The following is an 18618-nucleotide window of genomic DNA, read 5'->3' as shown; positions in this document are numbered from 1 at the left end:
AATCCGCGCGCGTGGCTCGCCGCCCGCTACGCCGGCAGGCGGCCCGCGTACAGCGCCAGCAGGCTCAGCGTGTCGACCAGGCCGTGGGCGATGACCAGCGGCCAGAGCGACTTCGTGCGCAGGCAGACCAGGCCGAACACCAGGCCCAGGCTGCCCGTGACCAGGATGCCGGTGGGGCCCTGGTAGGCGTGGGCGAAGCCGAACACCAGGGCCTGGATGGCCGCGGCCAGCAGGCCGGCGCCGCGGCGTTCGCCCAGCAGCGCCTGAAGCCGGCCCTGCAGGAAGCCGCGGAACAGCAGCTCCTCGCCCAGCGCGGCGGTGGTCCAGGCGATGGCCAGGATGCCCAGCAGCGCCGGCAGGTTGCCCTGCACCGCGCCCAGGCGCGCCGAGGCCATCGGCGGCCAGCCCAGCACTTTCGTCGCCACCACCACGGCGACCACCGCCGCCAGGTAGCCCAGCACGGCGATGCCCAGCGACGCCGCCAGCAGGCGCAGCGGACGCGTGGGACGCGCCAGGCCGAGCGCCGGCCAGGATTCACCATCGCGCCGGAGCATGACCACGGCGGCAAGGCTGGCCAGTGCCACGGCCGCCGGCCCCGCCAGGGCCAGGCCCAGTGCCGGCAGGCCGAAGTACGCGGCAAGGAAGACGAGGGAAACGACCAGCAGCTGGCGGAGCATGGCGGACTCGCGGGTTGGGGGCATGCGGGCAGCCTGCGGGAGGCAAAAGCGAACCGCCCTATACTTTTCGCGAACCCACGCCCGGAAACGCGCCTGGCCACCCGTGCCCGCCCCTCGCCGGATCGTCCCACGCGCCAGCCGCGCAGCGCCGCCACGCGCGACCGTATCCTGGCCGCCACCGAAGCCCTGCTGGCCGCCGGCGACGCCGACGCGCTGACCATCGAGCAGGTGGCGGAACGCGCGCATGTCTCGGTGGGCGCCATCTACAAGCGCTTCCGCGGCAAGGACTCGCTGCTGCCGCTGGTGCTCGAACGCGTGCACGAGCAGCAGTTCCAGCGCCTGCGCGAGATGCTGGCGCAGCCGCGCTGGGCCGGCGCCGGCCTGGGCGAACGCATCGACGGCCTGCTGTCGGCGTTCGCCGACAGCCAGCTGGCGCGGCAGCGGCTGATCCGCGCGCTGGTGGTGGGCTACTGGCAGTCGCCCGACCAGCACGGCCAGGCCGAACGCAGCGCCGAGCTGATGGCCACCATGCACGCCTGGCTGTCCGAACGCACGGGCGAGATCCGGCATCCCGACCCGCGGCTGGCGGTTTCGCTGGGGCTGTTCACCACGCTGCAGACGCTGCAGTCGGCGATCGTGCTCGAACGCATCCCGCCGGAGCTCGGGCTGGCGCGCTTCGTCGCGGAACAGGCGCGGATGTTCCGCGCCTACCTGGGGCTGGAAACCCCGGCCTGAGACGCCGCGCCCCGCCGCGCGGCGGCCACGCTTCGCCGCATCGGCGCTGACCGCCGGCCGCGCCGTCGCTAGGCTTCGTGTCCCTGCCGCTTCCTTGCGGCCCGAAGGAGTCCCCGATGATCAAGCTGTTCTGGACCAGCCTGCTGATGCTGGCCGCCTGGGCCTGCCCCGGCGCCGGCGACTGCCGCGAGCTCGCCGAATCCGACCGCGCCACCCTGCTGGCGATGGCCGCCGAAAGCGACGCGCACTGGGACGCCGCCGACGCCGGCAGGCTGGCGGCCATGTTCGCGCCCGACGCCGACTTCCGCCTCGCCGACCGCGTGGCCTTCGACTCGCGCGAGGGCATCCTGGACTACTTCACCCGCTCCTTCGCCGGGCGCCCGGCGGGCATGCACCACGTCACCGAGATCGTGGCGCTGCGCGAGGTGGCGCCGGGCGTGGTGATGGCCGACGGCCACGTGCGGCTCGAGCGCGAAACCGCAGATGGCGGCCGCGAACTGCTGCGGCGCTTCGTCAACCACACGCTGGTGGTGCGCGACGGCGACGGCTGGCGCTTCAAGGCGCTGCGCGCGCACCCGCTGCCCGCGGAGCCGGCGGCCACGCCCGCAGGCTGAGGCCGCTCAGCGGCGCAGGTAGTCCAGCCAGGCGTCGTCGCCGCTGGCGCCCGGGGCGAGGAATTCGCGCCAGGCCGGCGCGTCGCCGCCGGCCGTCGCCACCGGACCGCCGAAGGCCCAGGCGAAGGGCGCGCCCGGCAAGGCAGGCGCCGCGCGCACCGCTTCCTCCACCGGCAGGGCGTCGGCGTTTTCGGGAAGGTGCGCGTGGCGAAGGTCGTCGATGGGCATGGCGGGGGGCGTCGTCCGTGGCTCGTCGCCGAAGGCCACGCAAGCTCCATGCCAAGGTGCGCAGCCACTGCCGGCGCGGTTTCGCGCGAGGCCCCCGCGTCCATTCGTGCGAAACGCAATTCCTGGCATTGCAGGCTGCAATGCCTCAGGCCCGCGGCCACTCCAGCACGAAGCAGGCGCCGCCGCCGGCGCGCGGCTCGTAGCGCAGTTCGCCGCCCTGGGCGCGGGCATGCTGCCGCGCCAGCGCCAGGCCCAGGCCCGTGGAGGCCGGCGCCGCGCCGCCCGGCGTGGGCGACAGCGGCACGTAGCGCTGGAACAGCGCGCCCCGCTCGGCTTCGGGCACGCCGGGTCCGCGGTCGAGCACGCGCAGGCGGCCGCGGTCGGGAAGGGTTTCGGCCTCGAGTTCCACCAGGCCGCCCTCGGGCGCGAACTTCACCGCGTTCGACACCAGGTTGCGCAGCACGTGCGCCAGCGCCAGCGGCTGGCCGCGCAGCTGAAGCCCCTCGTCGCCGCGGCGCGCGAAGCGGATGCCGCGCGCCGCCGCCGGCGTGGCGAATTCCTCCAGCACGCGGCGCAGTTCGGCGCCCAGGTCGAGCGCGCCCACGGCTTCGCCGCGCGCCTCGCCCGCCGCCTGCTCCAGCACCGCCTGCAGGAACAGCAGGCCGGACGCCGCAGAACCGCGCACCGAGGCCGCCAGGCGCGCGCGTGCCTCGGGCGCGGCGGCGTCGCGCACCAGGTCGGAGGCGAACAGCAGGTTGCCGAAGTGGCCGCGCAGGTCGTGCGCCACCAGCTCCAGGCTGGCCTGCCGCTCGCTGGCGATGCGCCGCGCCTGCTGCGCCTCGAACGCGGCGCGCTCGGCCTCGCGCTCGCGTCGGCGCAGGCGGCCGATGGCCAGCAGCGCGGTGAGGCCGGCGACCAGCGCCAGGCCGTTCGCAGCCAGCACGATCTGGCGGTTGTGGCGCACGGTGAGCTCGCGCTGCGCGCGCTGGCGCGCCAGGCGGTCGCGTTCGTGCTGCACCATGGCGTCGAGCACGGCGCGCATGGCCTCGGCGTTGCCGCTGGCGGGGCTGCCATCGAATTCGCGGTCGAGCTGCGTGGCAGCCGCGCCGTCGCCGGCCAGGGCGCGCTGCTTGAGCGCGATCAGCTGCTCGGCGCGCTCGATTCGCTCCTCGTGCAGGCGCGCGAGCTCGGCCAGCGCAGCGGCCTGCACCGGGTCACCGCGGGTTTCGCCAGCCAGCTGGCTGCGCGCGGCCTCCATGCGCCGCACGGTGTCGCGGAAGGCCTGCAGGTGCTCCTCACGGCCCAGCAGCAGGTAGCGCAGCACTTCGCTGTCGCGGTCGCCGAGCAGGCCCCAGAGCCGGTTGATCTGTTCGATCACGCGCTGGGTCTGGCTGACGCTGGCGATCGACACCGCCAGCCGGTCGGTGGTGCGCAGCGACAGCACCGAGGAGGCCAGCAGCGCCGCCACGGCCAGCGCCAGCAGGCCGGTGAACAGCGCGCGGCGCCCGGGCCGGGGCAGGCTCACAGGCCCAGGGCCTTGCGCTTGCGCCAGAGCGTGGAGGCGTCGATGCCGAGCGTGCGCGCGGCTTCTTCCAGCGTGGGCGCCTGCGCCAGCACGGCGGCGATGTGCGCGCGCTCGAGTTCGTCGAGCGTGACGGCGGCGCCGGGCGCGACGGCCGGCGCCGACGGCGCGGCGCCGGCAACGCCCAGCTGCAGCCAGGCCGTGCCTACCTGCGCGTCGGGGCACAGGATGACCGCGCGCTCGACCACGTTCTGCAGCTCGCGCACGTTGCCGGGCCAGGCGTAGGCGCGCAGCGCGGCGGCGGCGGCGGGCGCGAAGCGGCGCGCCGGCCGGCCGTGGCGGCGCGCGAACCGGGCCAGGAAACCCTCGGCCAGCGCGTCGATGTCCTCGGGCCGTTCGCGCAGCGGCGGCAGCGCCAGCGACACCACGTTGAGGCGGTAGTACAGGTCGCCGCGGAAGCGGCCCTCGGCCACCTGCGCGGCGAGATCGTGGTTGGTGGCGGCCACCAGGCGCACGTCGGCGCGGCGCGTTACCGGGTCGCCGACGCGCTCGTAGGCCTTGTCCTCGATGAAGCGCAGCAGCTTGGGCTGCAGCGCCAGCGGGAAATCGCCGATCTCGTCGAGCAGCAGGGTGCCGCCCTCGGCGTGGCCGACGCGGCCCGGCGTGCTCTGCGCAGCGCCGGTGAAGGCGCCGCGGGCGTGGCCGAACAGTTCGCTCTCCAGCAGCTCGGGCGACAGCGAGGGGCAGTGCACGGTGGCCATGGGCGCCGCCGCGCGCGGGCTCCAGCGGTGGATGGCGCGCGCCAGCACGCCCTTGCCGGTGCCGCTTTCTCCCAGCAGCAGCACGTTGGCGTCGGTGGCCGCCACCTGGCGCGCCATGGCGAGCACCGCCTGCATGGCCGGGTTGGCGCTGGCCAGCTCGGGCGGGTCGGCGTCCTGCTGGCTTTCCAGCGCGGCGATGCGGTCGATCAGGCGGCCGGTGTCGAGCTGGCGCGCCACCGCCACGCGCAGCTGCGCCGGCGAGCAGGGTTTGACCAGGTAATCGGAGGCGCCGCGCGCCATGGCCTCGATCGCGTCCTCGACGCGGCCATGCGCGGTCAGCATCACCACCCGCAGGCGCGGCGCCAGCTCGAGCAGGCGCGGCAGCGCGTCCACGCCCGAGTCCATGCCCAGGTTGCGGTCGAGCAGGCACACCTGCAGCGGCAGCGTGGCGGCCAGGCGCAGGCCGTCGTCCAGGGTTTCGGCGACGTGGACGCGGTGGCCTTCCGATTCCAGGAACAGCCGCAGCGACTCAAGCAGCGCCGGGTCGTCGTCCACCAGCAGGATGCGGCCGGTCGGCGCGCCGTCGCTCACGCCGCGCACCTTGCCGCGGGCGCGGGCCTGGCGAAGGCGGGCGTGGTCACGGGGTACGGGGGCATCGGTCACCTCGCGGGGGCATGGCCACGATGGTAGCCGCGCCCCGGCCCGGCGCCCAGCGCCCGCGGCTACAGGCGCCGCGTCATGAACAGGCTGTGCGGATCCTCGCGGTACCCGGCGAAGGGCCCGCAGCGTTCGAAGCCCGCGGATTCGTACAGGCCGATCGCCGGCAGGAAGCCGGCGGCCGTGCCGGTTTCGAGGCTGACGCGCTCGTAGCCGCGTTCGCGCGCCACCGCCAGCAGGTGCGCCAGCATCGCCCGCGCCACGCCCTTGCGGCGGTGCGCGGCGGCGGTGCGCATGGACTTGAGTTCGCCGTGCACCGGCGACAGCGCCTTCAGCGCGCCACAGCCCATCAACTGCGCGCCGTCCCAGGCGCACCAGAAGCTCACGCCGGGCGCGCGCAGGCCGCCGAGGTCGAGCGCGTGCACGCTGCAGGCCGGCGACTGCGCGCGCATCTGCGCCAGGTGTTCGGCGAGCAGGGCGTGCACCACCGGGCGGGTCAGGTCGTCTTCTTCGATGCGCATGCGGGGCTCCAAAAAAAGCGGCCCGGGTTTCCCCGGGCCGCCGGCATCCGACGAGGCTCGTGGGGGAGGCTCAGACGCCGTAGTACATCTGGTATTCCAGCGGGTGCGTGGCCGCGCGGAACTTGGTCACTTCCTGCATCTTCAGCGCGATGTAGCTGTCGATGAAGTCGTCGGTCATCACGCCGCCGGCCTTGAGGAACTCGCGGTCCTTGTCCAGCGCGTCGAGCGCCTGGTCGAGCGAGTGGCAGACGGTCGGGATGTTCTTCTCTTCCTCGGGCGGCAGGTCGTACAGGTCCTTGTCGCTCGGCGCACCCGGGTCGATCTTGTTACGGATGCCGTCCAGGCCGGCCATCATCAGCGCGGTGAAGGTGAGGTAGCCCGACTGGATCGGGTCCGGGAAGCGCATCTCGATGCGGCGCGCCTTCGGGTTGGCCACGTACGGGATGCGGCACGAGGCCGAGCGGTTGGAGGCCGAGTAGGCCAGCATCACCGGCGCCTCGAAGCCCGGCACCAGGCGCTTGTAGCTGTTGGTGCCCGAATTGGTGAAGGCGTTGATGGCGCGCGCGTGCTTGAAGATGCCGCCGATGTACCACAGCGCCAGCTGCGACAGGCCGCCGTAGCCGTCGCCGGTGAACAGGTTCACGCCGCCCTTGGCCAGCGACTGGTGCACGTGCATGCCGCTGCCGTTGTCGCCGACCAGCGGCTTGGGCATGAAGGTGGCGGTCTTGCCGTTGCGGTGGGCGACGTTCTTGACGATGTACTTGAGCATGAACAGCTCGTCGGCCTTCTTCACCAGCGAATTGAACTTGGTGCCGATCTCGCACTGGCCGGCGTTGGCCACCTCGTGGTGGTGCACTTCCACTTCCTGGCCGGCGGCCATGAGCAACTTGCACATCTCGGCGCGGATGTCGTGCAGCTGGTCGGTCGGCGCCACCGGGAAGTAGCCGCCCTTCAGGCCCGGGCGGTAGCCGGAGTTGCCGCCCTCGTACTTCTTCTTGCTGTTCCAGTGCGCTTCCTCGGAATCAACCTCGAAGAAGGTGTTGCCCTGCTCGTTGGCCCAGCGCACGGAGTCGAAGATGAAGAACTCGGGCTCGGGGCCGAAGAAGGCCTGCTCGGCGATGCCGCTGGCCTTGAGGAAGGCCTCGGCGCGCTTGGCGATGCCGCGCGGGCAGCGCGAGTAGCCCTGCATGGTGGCCGGGTCGAGCACGTCGCAGGTGAGGATCAGGGTGGGGTCGGCGGTGAACGGGTCCATCACCGCGGTGTCCGGGTCCGGCAGCAGCACCATGTCGGACTCGTTGATGCCCTTCCAGCCGGCGATCGAGCTGCCGTCGAACATCTTGCCGTCCTCGAACAGCGCCGGCTCGACGATCGAGACCGGGAAGCTCACGTGGTGCTGCACGCCGCGCACGTCGGCGAAGCGCAGGTCCACGAACTCGACCGCGTTGTCCTTGATGAGTTTTTCGATGTGGCTGTAGGGCATGGGGAACATTCCTGGAAGGAGGGACGTGCGCATGGGGTTGCAAGCGCCGTGCCAAGCCAGGTGGATTCTGAAGTCATTGATTACACTGATATTTTTGTATCGGCGCGGCGAGAGCGGCACCAGCATGGTGCTTCGCTTTGACCACTTCGCACCAGTTTGGCGCAATCCCTGTAGGAGCGGCTTCAGCCGCGACCGCTCCTGGCCAGCACGGGTCCCCGCACAAGCCGCACCAACACCGTGTTAAGCCGGCGCCGGGAATATTGCCGCCCACAAAACCCCCCCCCGCACACCCTGACCGACCTGCTGACCGCCCTGCTGCTTGGCATCCTCGAGGGCCTGACCGAGTTCCTGCCGATCTCCAGCACCGGCCACCTGCTGATTGCCCAGCACTGGCTGGGCGCGCGCTCCGACCTGTTCAACATCACCGTGCAGGCCGGCGCCATCCTGGCCATCACCCTGGTCTACCGCGAGCGGCTCTGGCAGCTGGCCACGGGCCTGGGGGTGAAGGCGCAGCGCGACTACCTGCTCAAGATCGCCCTGGCCTTCGGCGTCACCGCCGTGGTGGGCCTGCCGGTGCGCCTGCTGGGCTGGGAGCTGCCGGAAACGGTGACGCCGGTGGCCTGGGCGCTGGTGATCGGCGGCGTCTGGATGCTGGTGGCCGAACGCCTGGGCGAACGCGGCCCGCCCAGCGACCAGGTGACCTGGAAGATCGCGGTGGCCGTGGGCCTGGCGCAGGTGCTGGCGGGCGTGTTCCCCGGCACCTCGCGCTCAGCGGCGGCCATCTTCATCGCCCTGCTGCTGGGCCTGAACCGCAAGCCGGCGGCGGCCGAATTCGTGTTCCTGGTGGGCATTCCCACCATGTTCGCCGCCAGCGGTTACGCGCTGCTGGAGACGGTGCTCGAGGGCACCGCGGGCAACGAGGACTGGCTGGGCCTGGCGGTGGCCTTCGCGGCCGCCACGGCCACGGGCTTCGCCACCGTGCGCTGGCTGCTGGGCTACATCGCCACGCACCGCTTCACGCCCTTCGCCTGGTACCGCATCGGCCTGGGCGTGGCGCTGCTGCTGGGGCTGCCGGCGGGCGGCTGAGGCCCGCCGGCGCGGCGGCTCAGTCGGCCGGGTAACCCAGGCGCGCGGCCACCGGGGCCAGGCGCGCGAACTCTTCCGCGAAGGCTTCGCGGTAGTTGCGCCAGTGGCCGGTGGGGAAACGGGTGCCGCGGCCCATCACGCCGGGCAGCGGTTCGCCCAGGCCCAGGGCCTGCTCGATGCGCTGCGCGGCCTCGCCGGCGTCGGCGTCCAGGCGCACCAGCTCGATGCGGCCCGAGGCCTCGGCTTCGTCGGCCAGGGCCTCGAGCACCGAGGCCAGCCACTCGGCCGAATGCCCGACTTCATGCAGGAACAGGTAGTTCTGCAGGCTTCCGTGCAGCATCCAGTTGAGCAGGGCGTCGCGCGGGTCGGTCAGCAGGGCCAGCACGCGGGCGCCGCCGAGCGCGGCGAAGGTGTAGCCGTCCACGTGCGGCAGCCAGTCGACGGCGCCGGCCGGCTCCAGGCCCGCGGCGCGCAGCGACTCTTCCCAGCGCGCGGCGCTGCCCGCCTCCGGGTGGCCGGGCGCGAAGCGCAGCGCGCCGAAACCGTCGCCGGCGGCAATGTTGCCGATGCGGTCCAGGCGCAGGCGCTGGCCCAGCTGGGCCTTGGCCAGGCGCAGCACGAACTCGGCGCGCACGCCCGGCGGCGACCACAGCAGGGTGGCGTCGATGCGGCCGGCCGGCGCTTCCGAGGCCGGGATCGCCGGCGGCGGCGGCACCTGGCCGGTGGCCGGGCGGCGGATCATCTCGCGCCAGCTGCCGGCGGCGTCGGCGTGGCGGCCGAGCGCGTCGAGCGCCAGGCCGCGCCAGCCCAGCAGGGTGCGCTGGGCGAGGGCGTCGCTGGCCATCGGCAGCAGGCGGCTGACGCGAGCCAGGGCCAGCGCCGGGTCCTGCGGGAATTCGCTGCGCAGCTTGTACAGGTTGGCCGCGTACAGGTCCGGGTTGATCGCCAGCGCGCGGTCGGCGTAGGTCTCGGCCAGGGCGTCTTCGCCGCGGGTGTCGTGGAAGGCGGTGAGCATCTCGAGGCAGGCGGTCGAGTCCGGCAGGGCGTCCTGCCAACGGTCCAGGATGTCCTTGGCGTCTTCGCCCAGCATGCCCGAGACGTTCAGGCGCACCTTCCAGAGCTCGTCCTGGTCCGGGGCCCTGGCCAGCGCGGCCTCGGCGCGCGCGAGCGCCTCCTCGGGGCGGCCGAGGCGATGCAGCAGCGCCACGGCCTGGCCCAGCACCGGGGCGTGGGTGGGGTGGGCGTCGAGCACGGCTTCCAGGTCGGTCGCGGCTTCCTCGCCGCGGCCCATCTCCAGCAGCACCTCGGCGCGCAGCACGCGCGCCACCGGGTCGCCCGGCACCAGGGCGATGAGCTCGCCGAGCGTTTCCAGGGTTTCCCGGGCCTTGCCCTGGCGGCGGCGGGCCTCGACCAGCGCGCGCAGCGTGGCCGGCGCGCGCGATGGATCCAGTCGCAGCGCGTTCGACAGCGCCTGCTCGGCGAAAGGCCACATGCGGCGGGCCAGGAAGGCCTGGCCCAGCGCCAGGTGGGCGGCGGCCAGGTTCGGGTCGGCCTCGACGGCCAGGGTGAAGCACTTCAGGGCGCGTTCGCCGTCGCCCCTGGCCTGGGCCAGGTAACCCTCGAGCACGCGCACCTGCGGGTGTTCGGCGCTCACGCGCTGGGCCAGGCGCAGGTTGCGCTCGGCCTCGGCCTGGTCACCGCGGCCCAGGGCCAGGTGCGCCAGCATCACGTAGGCGCCGAGCTGGTTCGGGTCGAGCACCAGGGCCTGCTGCAGGCCCTGGACGGCCGCCTTGGCGTCGCCCTCGGACAGCGCCAGCGTGGCCAGGCTGAAGTGGTGGGCGGCCACGTCGGGCGCCATTTCCAGCGCGCGGTTGAAGGCCTGGCGGGCGCCGGCGGCGTCGCCGGTGCGCTGCAGGCAGACGCCCAGCAGGTGGTGGGCGGCGGCGTTCTCGGGTTCGGCGGCGACGGTGGCGCGGGCGGCGGCGAGCGCGGCGGCGGCGTCGCCCCGGCGCAGGGCCTCGGTGATGTCAGCAAGCATGGGAGTCTTCAGGCAGGCGCGGAAACGGCCATTGTAGCCGTCCCGGCGGCTCCGGCCGCGGCCTCGAGCCGGTCGGCCACCCAGCGCTCGGAAAAGCCGCCCAGGTGGGCGCCCTCGAGGAAGCCGCAGTGGCCGCCGAAGTCGGCGATTTCCAGCCGCGAATGGGCCGGCAGCTGCAGCGCCGGGAAACCTTCCACCGGGATCACCGGGTCGTCGGCCGCCGCCAGCACGCTCACCGGCACCTGCAGCCCGGCCAGGCGGCCGCCGGCCACGGCGTAACCTTCGAAGTAGTCCTCGATGCCGGCCATCGTGGTGTGGCGGCGGACCATCCAGCCGGTCAGGCCGCGCATGTCCAGCGCCAGCACCGAATCGTCGAAGTCGTGGCGGTGCGGGAACAGCGCGCGCTTGCGCTGCAGCGAACGCCGCCACTTGCGCATGAAGTACCAGTGGTAGAGCGGCAGCCCCTGCTCGAGCGCGCGCAGCACCGCCGCCGGGTCGATCGCCGGGCACACCGCCGCCGCGTGCACCAGCGGCACGCCGGCCGCTGGCGCCGCCAGCGCCAGCCGCAGCGCGAAGTTGCCGCCCAGCGAGAAGCCGGCCGCCACCATCGGCCGCGCCGGGAAGCGGCGCGCCACCTCGGCCGCGGCCTGCACCACTTCGGCCAGGCGGCAGGAGTGGAACAGGTCTTCGTTGAGGTGGTGGGTGTTACCGTGGTCGCGGAAATTGAGCCGGAACACCTCGAAGCCGCGCGCCAGCAGCGTGGCCGCGGTGTGCTGCATGTAGCCCGAGTCGGCGCTGCCTTCCCAGCCGTGCAGCAGCAGGGCCAGGCCGCGCGGCGCGACGCCGGGCACGGCGCTGTGGAACCCCTGCAGGCGCACGCCGTCCTCGACGGCGATGACGTGTTCGGTGGTCACCGCGCCCAGGCGCCGCAGCGCGCGCTCGCCGGCGGCGCGGCGCAGCGGCATCGAGCTGAGCACCGACTGCAGGTGCGCGTTGCGCAGCCAGCGCGGCGGGCGGTAGTTCGCCGGGTGGGCCATGCCGGGCCTCAGCCCGCCATGGCCGCGATGATGCGCTCGCGGCAGGTGTCGGCCATGCGCCGGCGGCCGTCTTCGCTGGCCGCCACGGGCTCGAGGAAATGCACTTCGGCCGGGCGCGAGGGTTCGCCCAGCAGGCGCACGAAGTTGGCGAAGAAGCTTTCCTTCTCGCCGAAGGCGACGATGGTCTGGGCGTCGCCGCGCGCGCCGTACTTCAACGCCACCGGCTGGGCCGGCACGCCGGCCACCACGGCCGGCTGGAAGATGCGCGCGTGGAACACGGCGATGGCGTCGCCGCGCGTGGTGCGCCCCTCGGGGAACACGCCCACCGCCTGCCCCGCCTCCAGCCGCTGCACCATCTGGTGCATCACGCCGTGCAGCGAGTCGTTGCTGCCGCGGTGGTGGTAGATGGTGCCGCCGCGGCTGGCCACCCAGCCCACCAGCGGCCAGCGGGCGATCTCGGCCTTGGCCACGAAGCCCATCATGCGCTGGCTGTGCATCAGCTCGATGTCGATCCAGCTGACGTGGTTGGCCACGAACAGCGCCGCTCCCGGCAGCGGCGTGCCGTAGCGGCGCACGCGGAAGCCGAAGATGCGCATCAGGGTGCCCGACCACCAGCGCACCATGCGGTGGTCGAGCCGCTCGCCGCGCAGCTCGATGCGCGCGCTCAGCGGGTTGATCAGCAGCAGCGTGAGCGGCAGCCCCAGGCACAGGTGCAGCGCCAGGAACGGCAGACGCCAGAGGTAGCGCAACGGGCGGCGCCAGTCGCGCGACGGGCGCGCCGCTTCAGTGGGATTCGACATTGGCCCAATTGTGCCGCAGCGCGCGGCGGGAAACACCCGACGCCGGGGTACGCTGGCTCAGCGGCCCACCACGGCCCCGGTCATGCGCGAAATGCACACCAGCCGGCCGCGCTCGTCCTCGATGCGGATTTCCCAGACCTGGGTGGTGCGGCCGAGGTGGATGGGCCGCGCCGTGCCGGTGACCACGCCCTCGGTGACGGCGCGCAGGTGGTTGGCGTTGATCTCGAGGCCGGCGGTCTGCTGCCCGGACGCCGGGTCGAGGCAGAGGTAGCCGCCGAAGCTGGCCAGGGTTTCGGCCAGCAGCACCGAGGAACCGCCGTGCAGCAGGCCGAAGGGCTGCCTGGTGCGCTCGTCCACGGGCATGGTGGCCCGGAGGAAGTCCGGGCCGTGCTCGGTGATGCGGATGCCCAGCGTGCCCGGCGCGGTGCCGGCCAGCATGGCGTTGAGCTGCTCCAGCCCGGGCCGGTGCTTGAACGGGTCGGTCATCGGGCGGTGCGCCGCCTCAGCGGACGCGCATCATGCCCGGGCGGTAGGCGGTGGTGTAACCACGGCGCTGGTAGCCCGAGCTGTCGCCGTAGCCGCTGCCGGTCTGGCGGTTGCGGCGGCGGTGCATGCGGTCGACCAGCTCGTCGCGGCGGGCTTCCAGCCAGTCGGCGCGGCCGACCTTGGCCGGGTCCAGGCCGCGGCGCTCGGCCTCGCCCTGGCGGAATTCGCAGAACTCGTCGTAGGCGTCGAGCTCGTGCTTGAGGTCCTTGACGCACATTTCGATGGCGATGGCGTCGTCGAAGTAGCCCAGCACCGGCACGTTGTCCGGGATGACGTCCTTCGGGTCGGCGAAGTAGACCAGGGCCGACAGCACGCGCTGCTTGTCTTCTTCCGGCAGGTGCCAGCCGTCGTCGCGCAGCATGGCGATCATGGCGTCGAGGCGGTCGAGGCGCTCGGCGATGAAGTCCGGCAGCTCGATCTGGTCGGCGCCCTGGAGCAGGACGGAGGCGGCCGACATGATTTCCTCGGCGCTCTTGTTGCCCGCGGCGGCGCGCGCCGACTCCATGGCCTGGGTGAAGTGGGCGAGGTCGCGGTCGGAGAGTTCGAAGCTGAGCGAAAGGGGCATGCGGGCGGTTCCGGCGGTCGGTAACGAGAACGAGCAGCCTAGGCCGGGGCGCATTCCCCGTCAATCGAAGCGGGGGGCCGGGCTCAGAGGATGGGCACCAGCCCGGCACCAAAGGCGGTCAGGATGCGGGTATAGATCGACTTCGACGGCAGGTCCACCTCGGGGAAGGCGCCCACGTCCTCGTAGCAGCGGTAGAACGCCGGGTCCGGCGGCGCCGTCGGGTTGCAGCCGGGCTTGAGCTCGAAGCTGCTGGCATAGGGGAAGGGCCAGAGGTCGAAGATCGGCAGCTTCTCGGACACCTTGCCCAGGCTGTAGTTCAGGCCCGAGAACAGCGGCGGCTTCTCCCGCCGCGCCACCATCCAGGCGTTTTCCGGCGCCATGTCGCGCTGGATGCTGGCGCGCAGGGCGACGGCGAACTGGCGGTCGCGGACCACCACCATCGATTCGGTGTTGAGGTTGTCCGAGCGCGGGTCGAAGTTGTGGCTGCCCACCACGCCGACGCGGTCGTCGAGCACCATGGACTTGGCGTGCAGGCCCACCCGGATGCCCGCGCGCTTGAGCGGCACCGGCCCCGAGGCCGAACCGGACGAGCCGGAGCCGAAGATGGGCAGCGTGGCGCGCTCGGGGCCCAGGGCGCCGGTGGCGGCCACGTCGATCGGCGCGTCGGTGGGGTAAGGCTTGTACTCGTGGATGCGGAAGCCCATCTCGCGCAGGTACATGCGCTTGTACTTGTGGCTCATCGCATACACGGGGAAGGCGTCGGTGGCCGCGAGCGAATTGGTGGAGACCTCGATCACCGGCGCGTCCTGGCGCTGGTGCAGCTCGCGGAAAAGCTGGCGCGCCGGCCGCGACAGCACCAGGTAGGGCGTCTGCAGCACCAGCTCGCGTTCGGCCGAGGCCACCAGCTCGCGCATGGCGCGCGAGGCGTCCTCGTGCGCGGTGGATTCGCCGGTGTGCTTTTCCGGCAGGTCGGCGAAGAAGTCCACGGGCCCCACCGGCAGGGTCAGCGGCGCCAGGCGCTCGTACACGGCGGCGCCGTCGGCGGCGATGGCCGCCATGGCCTGCACCCGGGGCGGGCGCTCGCGCGCCGGGTCGAGCAGGCGGTGCGCGGGCACGCCGCCGGCGCGCACCAGGCGCCGGGCCACGTCCTTGAGCGTGTCCGCGGGGCGGCTGCGCTCGAAGGTCCAGAAGGCCTCGAAGTTGGCGGCCATCGCCTGCGCGACCGGCCCGGCCACCAGGATGTCGCGGTCGCGGTAGTTGTAGCCCGCGCCCCAGTCGAAATAGCGGTCCTGGATGTTGCGCCCGCCGGTGATGCCGACCGTGCCGTCCACCAGCAGCAGCTTGGTGTGCATGCGCCGGTTGAACTTGCGGAAGCAGCACAGGATGCCGGCCGCGTACTGCAGCGACTGGGTGCGGGCCTCGTTGAAGGTGGGGTTGTACAGGCGCAGCTCGAAGTTCGGGTGCGCGCCGGCGAGCGCCGCCTGCAGGTTCGGGTCGGGCAGGCCGTAGAGCTGGTCGAGCAGCACCCGCACCTTCACGCCGCGGCGGGCCGCCGCCAGCAGCTCCTCCAGCACCAGGGCGCCGGTGTCGTCGGTGTCGAAGATGAAGCTCTGCAGCTCGATGCTGCGACGGGCGGCGCGGATCAGGTGCACGCGGGCGATCAGCGCGTCCTGGCCGCGGTCGAGCAGGGTGGCGAAATGGCGCGGCGCCTCCGGGGTGGAGGCGGCCAGGGCCTGGTCGCCCAGCTCGAGCAGGGGCGAGGCGATGGCCTGGCAGGCCGGTTCGGCCGAACCTTCGCAGGACGGGGCGGCGGCGCGGCCGGCCTCGGCGTAACCGGCCGCGGCGCGCATCTCGGCCTTGGGCAGGCTGGTGCAGCCGGCCAACAGCGCCAGCAGCAGGGGGAACAGGAGCAGGCGGGGGGTCATGGGCGCCCAGACTGCCGCAGACGCACCCGGAAGTCGAAGCCCACGCCGTCCTGCAGCCACACCCGGTAAGCCACCATTCCGAATTCGCGCCGGCTGACCACGCCGGAAACATGGATGTCGCAGTCCAGTCCCGGGGCCTCGCAGGCGGCCGGGGCCACCTGGAAACGCACCGGGCGGGACACGCCGCGCAGCTCGAGTTCGCCGGCCATCCAGCCACCCTCGCGCGACAGCCCGGGCGCGAAGGGCTCGGAGCGGAAGCGGATGACCGGGTGGCGGGCCACGTCGAGGAACTTTTCCGAGCGCATCGAGCGGTCCATCCAGCCCGGGCCCTCGAGCACGAGCCGGCTGGCGTCCAGGCGCACCTGCACCTGCAGCTGGCCGTCGGGATGGCGCAGCAGCTGCCCGTCGAAGTCCTGGAAGCGGCCCTGCACGCGGCCGCCGACGCGCAGGTCGACGGTGATGGCGGCGCGCGAGGCGCGCGGGTCGATCTCGGGCGCCGTGTCCACCGCGGCGGCGGCCGGCGGCCCCAGCAGCCCACCGGCCAGCAGGGCCAGCCCGATGCCGGCCCGCGCGGCCTTCATCCGGTCAGGGCCACCAGAAGGCGGTGAGCCGGGCGATGCCGGGCTCGAGCGCGGCGTCGGCCGGCATCGTCAGCACCGCCACGCCGCCCGCGGGCATGCCGCGGAAGTCGCCGGACTGGCCCGAGCTGAGCAGGGCCGCCAGCTGTTCGAAGCCGGGGTTGTGGCCGACCATCAGCACGCGGGCCAGGTCGCGGTGTTCGTCGGCCACCTGGATGAGCCGGCCGGGCGTGGCGTCGTAGATGCGCGGCTCCTGCTTGCACTCGACGTAGCCGAGCGCGGCCATGACGGTTTCGCAGGTTTCGCGGGTGCGGCGGGCCGGGGAGCACAGCACGCGGTCGGGCAGGTAACCGTGGTCGCGGAGCCAGCGGCCGGCGGCCTCGGCCTCGGCCTGGCCCTGAAGGGACAGCGGGCGGTCCAAGTCGTCCAGGCCCGGCGCGGGCGGTTCGGCGTGGGCGTGGCGGAGCAGGATCAGTTCGCGCATGACCTTCCTTGTCGCGTCAGAGGGATTTCTTGAGCCAGCGGAGCAGGGGCGCCCAGTCTTCCTGGTGGCTGCGCACCTGTTCGGAGTGGTAGTCGAAGATGCTCTTGCCCAGGCCGCAGAGCAGCACGTAGGCCTGGGTGTCGCGCAATTCGGCCACCAGCGGGTAGGGCCAGCCCTTGAGCTGGGCGACGGCCTGCTGGGAGGCGCCGGTCCAGGGCTTGAGGCGGTTGCCGACGATGCCCACCGGCAGCTTGCCCTTCTTCACCCGGGGGTGGGTGACCAGGCTGTTGAGGAAGGGCACCGTGGCCTCGAGGTCGATGGCCGAGGGCAGCACCGGCACGACCACGGCGTCGGCCATGTCCAGGAAGGCCTGCAGGTCGTCGGCCATGGCGCCGGCGGGCGCGTCGACCACCAGGCGCTGGATGCCCTCGGGCAGCTGCTTGTCCCAGTTGCGCCTGCAGCCGTCGAGCGGCAGCACGGCGGTGTCGAGGTGGGCGCGCTTTTCGCACCAGTGCGTGGACGACTTCTGCTTGTCGGCGTCGAGGATGGCCGTGGCCTTGCCTTCCACCGCGAAGTGCGCGGCCAGGTTGGTGGCCACCGTGGACTTGCCGGCGCCTCCCTTCGAGCTCGCGACCAGGATCGTGCGCATGCCGTGCCTCCGCTGCCGGGACGAGGCTTCACTCTACCCCGCCCGGCGCGGGCGAGGAAGGCGGGCCCGGGGGCGGCCCGCGGGGCTCCGGTATCATCGGGATCCGGTACAGGGGAGTTTCGATGGGCGAGCTGCAGGACCTGACGTCGCTGGTGCGGGCCAACACCGCGCTGGTCGTGATCGAGACGCCCGACGAGGCGCGGGTGGTCGACCTGTTCCGGCACCTGCTGATGAACGTGTGGCGGCCGCTGTACCGCTGGTCCATCACCGAGGGCCTGCGCCGCGTGGACCTCGACGGCGAGGACGCGCCGCTCTCGCCGCCCGACGCCACCACCACCCTGCGCACCATCCGCGAACTCGACCAGCGCAGCATCTGCCTGCTGCTCGACTTCCACCCCTACCTGGGCTACGCCACCACCCAGCGCCTGCTGCGCGAGACGCTCGAGCGCCGCGGCAGCAAGGCCCACACCCTGGTGCTGGTGGGCGCGAAGATCGAACTGCCGCCCGACCTGGAACACCACGCCGTGCGCTTCAGCCTGCGCCTGCCGGACGAGCGCGCGCTGCTGAAGCTGGTGCAGGACGAAGCCGCGCTGTACATGCGCGAACACGGCGGCAAGCGCGTCGAAGTGGACCAGGAGGCGCTGAAGGTGATCGTGCGCAACCTGCGCGGGCTGTCGCTCACCGAGGCGCGGCGGCTGGCGCGGCACCTGATCTTCAGCGACGGCGCCCTGCACCTGGGCGACCTGCCCGAGCTGGCCAAGCTCAAGTTCGAGCTGCTCAACAAGTCGGGCCACCTGCACTTCGAATACGACACCGCGCGCTTTTCCGAGGTGGCGGGCCTGGAGCGCCTGAAGGCCTGGGTGAACCAGCGCCGCGCCGCCTTCACCGCCGACGCGCTGCCGCCGGGCCTGGACCCGCCCAAGGGCATGCTGCTGCTGGGCGTGCAGGGCTGCGGCAAGTCGCTGGCGGCCAAGGCCGTGGCCGGCGGCTTCAACGTGCCGCTGGTGCGGCTGGACTTCGGCACGCTCTACAACAAGTACCACGGCGAAACCGAGAAGAACCTGCGCGACGCGCTGTCTTCGGCCGAGCAGCTGGCGCCCTGCGTGCTGTGGATCGACGAACTGGAAAAAGGCCTGGCGGCCAGCGGCAGCAGCGAGGACGGCGGCGTGTCGCGGCGCGTGCTGGGTTACTTCCTCACCTGGATGGCCGAGCGCAAGTCGAAGGTGTTCCTGGTGGCCACCGCCAACGCCGTGCACGACCTGCCGCCGGAGCTGCTGCGCAAGGGCCGCTTCGACGAGATCTTCTTCGTGGACCTGCCCGACCACGGCGCCCGCGCCGAGATCTTCCGGCTGCACCTGGCGCGGCGCGAGGTGGCCTGGGAAGGCTTTTCGCTTAGCGCGCTGGCCGATGCCGCCGAGGGGTTTTCCGGCGCCGAGATCGAGCAGGCCATCGTCAGCGCGCTCTACGCCGCCCACGCCGACTGCGTGCCGGTGGACGAGGCGCGCGTACTGCAGGAACTGCGCAACACCCGCCCATTGAGCGTGCTGATGGCCGAACAGGTGCAGGCCCTGCGCGACTGGGCCCGCGGCCGCACCGTGCCCGCGGACTGAGCCCGCCGCCTTTGTAGGAGCGGCTTCAGCCGCGAAGCTTTTCGCGAAGGGCTTCGCGGCTGAAGCCGCTTGTGTCTGGGTTTTGCCCTAGGGTTTGGGGTGAGA

The 18618-nt window shown here is 72.8% G+C and carries 19 protein-coding genes; 4 read left to right on the top strand and 15 right to left on the bottom strand.

The features are described from left to right. Positions 1 to 26: 26 nt before the first annotated feature. Positions 27 to 701, bottom strand: a complete 675-nt coding sequence (locus ACE3Q2_RS10090; RefSeq protein ID WP_374473917.1) for a CPBP family intramembrane glutamic endopeptidase — start codon at positions 699 to 701, stop codon at positions 27 to 29. Here ACE3Q2_RS10090 and ACE3Q2_RS10085 point away from each other — a divergent pair. Then, positions 666 to 1412 carry a TetR/AcrR family transcriptional regulator gene (locus ACE3Q2_RS10085; protein WP_374473940.1) on the top strand — a complete coding sequence of 249 codons (747 nt, stop codon included), beginning with the start codon at positions 666 to 668 and terminating at the stop codon, positions 1410 to 1412. The genes ACE3Q2_RS10090 and ACE3Q2_RS10085 overlap by 36 nt on opposite strands. Before the next feature lie 116 nt (positions 1413 to 1528). Beyond that, complete coding sequence (locus ACE3Q2_RS10080) at positions 1529 to 2026, top strand: nuclear transport factor 2 family protein (RefSeq protein WP_374473916.1); 498 nt, start codon at positions 1529 to 1531, stop codon at positions 2024 to 2026. Positions 2027 to 2032: 6 nt separating this feature from the next. Here ACE3Q2_RS10080 and ACE3Q2_RS10075 read toward each other — a convergent pair whose 3' ends face one another. The 5 genes from ACE3Q2_RS10075 to glnA all read right to left on the bottom strand — a co-directional run bounded on the left by ACE3Q2_RS10075 (position 2033) and on the right by glnA (position 7195). Then, positions 2033 to 2254: a hypothetical protein gene (locus ACE3Q2_RS10075; protein ID WP_374473915.1), complete on the bottom strand. Its 222-nt coding sequence runs from the start codon at positions 2252 to 2254 to the stop codon at positions 2033 to 2035. A gap of 145 nt (positions 2255 to 2399) precedes the next feature. Beyond that, positions 2400 to 3779, bottom strand: coding sequence for an ATP-binding protein (locus ACE3Q2_RS10070; RefSeq protein ID WP_374473914.1), 1380 nt, complete (start codon positions 3777 to 3779; stop codon positions 2400 to 2402). Next, a complete protein-coding gene (locus tag ACE3Q2_RS10065; RefSeq protein ID WP_374473913.1) occupies positions 3776 to 5200 on the bottom strand; it encodes a sigma-54-dependent transcriptional regulator in 1425 nt (474 codons plus the stop codon). The genes ACE3Q2_RS10070 and ACE3Q2_RS10065 overlap by 4 nt, the downstream gene beginning before the upstream one ends. Positions 5201 to 5259: 59 nt before the next feature. Then, positions 5260 to 5715, bottom strand: a complete 456-nt coding sequence (locus ACE3Q2_RS10060; RefSeq protein WP_374473912.1) for a GNAT family N-acetyltransferase — start codon at positions 5713 to 5715, stop codon at positions 5260 to 5262. Positions 5716 to 5785: 70 nt separating this feature from the next. Then, positions 5786 to 7195, bottom strand: a complete 1410-nt coding sequence (glnA, locus tag ACE3Q2_RS10055) for a type I glutamate--ammonia ligase (protein ID WP_231698591.1) — start codon at positions 7193 to 7195, stop codon at positions 5786 to 5788. 291 nt (positions 7196 to 7486) lie between these two features. Here glnA and ACE3Q2_RS10050 point away from each other — a divergent pair, with 291 nt between their 5' ends. Next, positions 7487 to 8281, top strand: coding sequence for an undecaprenyl-diphosphate phosphatase (locus ACE3Q2_RS10050; RefSeq protein WP_374473939.1), 795 nt, complete (start codon positions 7487 to 7489; stop codon positions 8279 to 8281). 19 nt (positions 8282 to 8300) lie between these two features. Here ACE3Q2_RS10050 and ACE3Q2_RS10045 read toward each other — a convergent pair whose 3' ends face one another. From ACE3Q2_RS10045 to ACE3Q2_RS10005, 9 genes are all read right to left on the bottom strand, one after another. Continuing rightward, a complete protein-coding gene (locus tag ACE3Q2_RS10045) occupies positions 8301 to 10319 on the bottom strand; it encodes a tetratricopeptide repeat protein (RefSeq protein WP_374473911.1) in 2019 nt (672 codons plus the stop codon). Positions 10320 to 10327: 8 nt separating this feature from the next. Continuing rightward, entirely contained in the window at positions 10328 to 11356 is a 1029-nt protein-coding gene (locus ACE3Q2_RS10040) for an alpha/beta fold hydrolase (protein ID WP_231698594.1), read from the bottom strand. 8 nt (positions 11357 to 11364) lie between these two features. Beyond that, a complete protein-coding gene (locus tag ACE3Q2_RS10035) occupies positions 11365 to 12156 on the bottom strand; it encodes a lysophospholipid acyltransferase family protein (protein WP_374473910.1) in 792 nt (263 codons plus the stop codon). Positions 12157 to 12213: 57 nt separating this feature from the next. After that, the gene (locus ACE3Q2_RS10030) at positions 12214 to 12642 is read right to left on the bottom strand and encodes a hotdog fold thioesterase (protein ID WP_374473909.1); all 429 of its coding nucleotides are present in this window, start codon (positions 12640 to 12642) and stop codon (positions 12214 to 12216) included. Positions 12643 to 12658: 16 nt separating this feature from the next. Continuing rightward, complete coding sequence (locus ACE3Q2_RS10025) at positions 12659 to 13267, bottom strand: YkvA family protein (protein WP_231698596.1); 609 nt, start codon at positions 13265 to 13267, stop codon at positions 12659 to 12661. 83 nt (positions 13268 to 13350) lie between these two features. Beyond that, positions 13351 to 15192 (bottom strand): phosphatidylserine/phosphatidylglycerophosphate/cardiolipin synthase family protein, encoded by a 1842-nt coding sequence (locus ACE3Q2_RS10020; RefSeq protein ID WP_374473908.1) that lies wholly within the window; start codon positions 15190 to 15192, stop codon positions 13351 to 13353. After that, a complete protein-coding gene (locus tag ACE3Q2_RS10015) occupies positions 15189 to 15773 on the bottom strand; it encodes a YceI family protein (RefSeq protein ID WP_374473907.1) in 585 nt (194 codons plus the stop codon). The genes ACE3Q2_RS10020 and ACE3Q2_RS10015 overlap by 4 nt, the downstream gene beginning before the upstream one ends. Before the next feature lie 4 nt (positions 15774 to 15777). Then, the gene (locus ACE3Q2_RS10010; protein ID WP_374473906.1) at positions 15778 to 16254 is read right to left on the bottom strand and encodes a histidine phosphatase family protein; all 477 of its coding nucleotides are present in this window, start codon (positions 16252 to 16254) and stop codon (positions 15778 to 15780) included. A gap of 16 nt (positions 16255 to 16270) precedes the next feature. Continuing rightward, complete coding sequence (locus ACE3Q2_RS10005) at positions 16271 to 16903, bottom strand: P-loop NTPase (RefSeq protein ID WP_374473905.1); 633 nt, start codon at positions 16901 to 16903, stop codon at positions 16271 to 16273. A gap of 122 nt (positions 16904 to 17025) precedes the next feature. Between ACE3Q2_RS10005 and ACE3Q2_RS10000 the strand changes: the two genes are divergently transcribed. After that, positions 17026 to 18513, top strand: coding sequence for an AAA family ATPase (locus tag ACE3Q2_RS10000; protein WP_374473904.1), 1488 nt, complete (start codon positions 17026 to 17028; stop codon positions 18511 to 18513). Positions 18514 to 18618: the final 105 nt, after the last annotated feature.

Origin of the sequence: Arenimonas sp. (genome assembly GCF_041913985.1) — a bacterium.
In the GTDB taxonomy this organism is placed as follows: Bacteria; Pseudomonadota; Gammaproteobacteria; order Xanthomonadales; family Xanthomonadaceae; genus Arenimonas.
The sequence above is the reverse complement of the archived record's forward strand: the minus strand, read 5'-3'. Positions and strand labels throughout refer to the sequence as shown.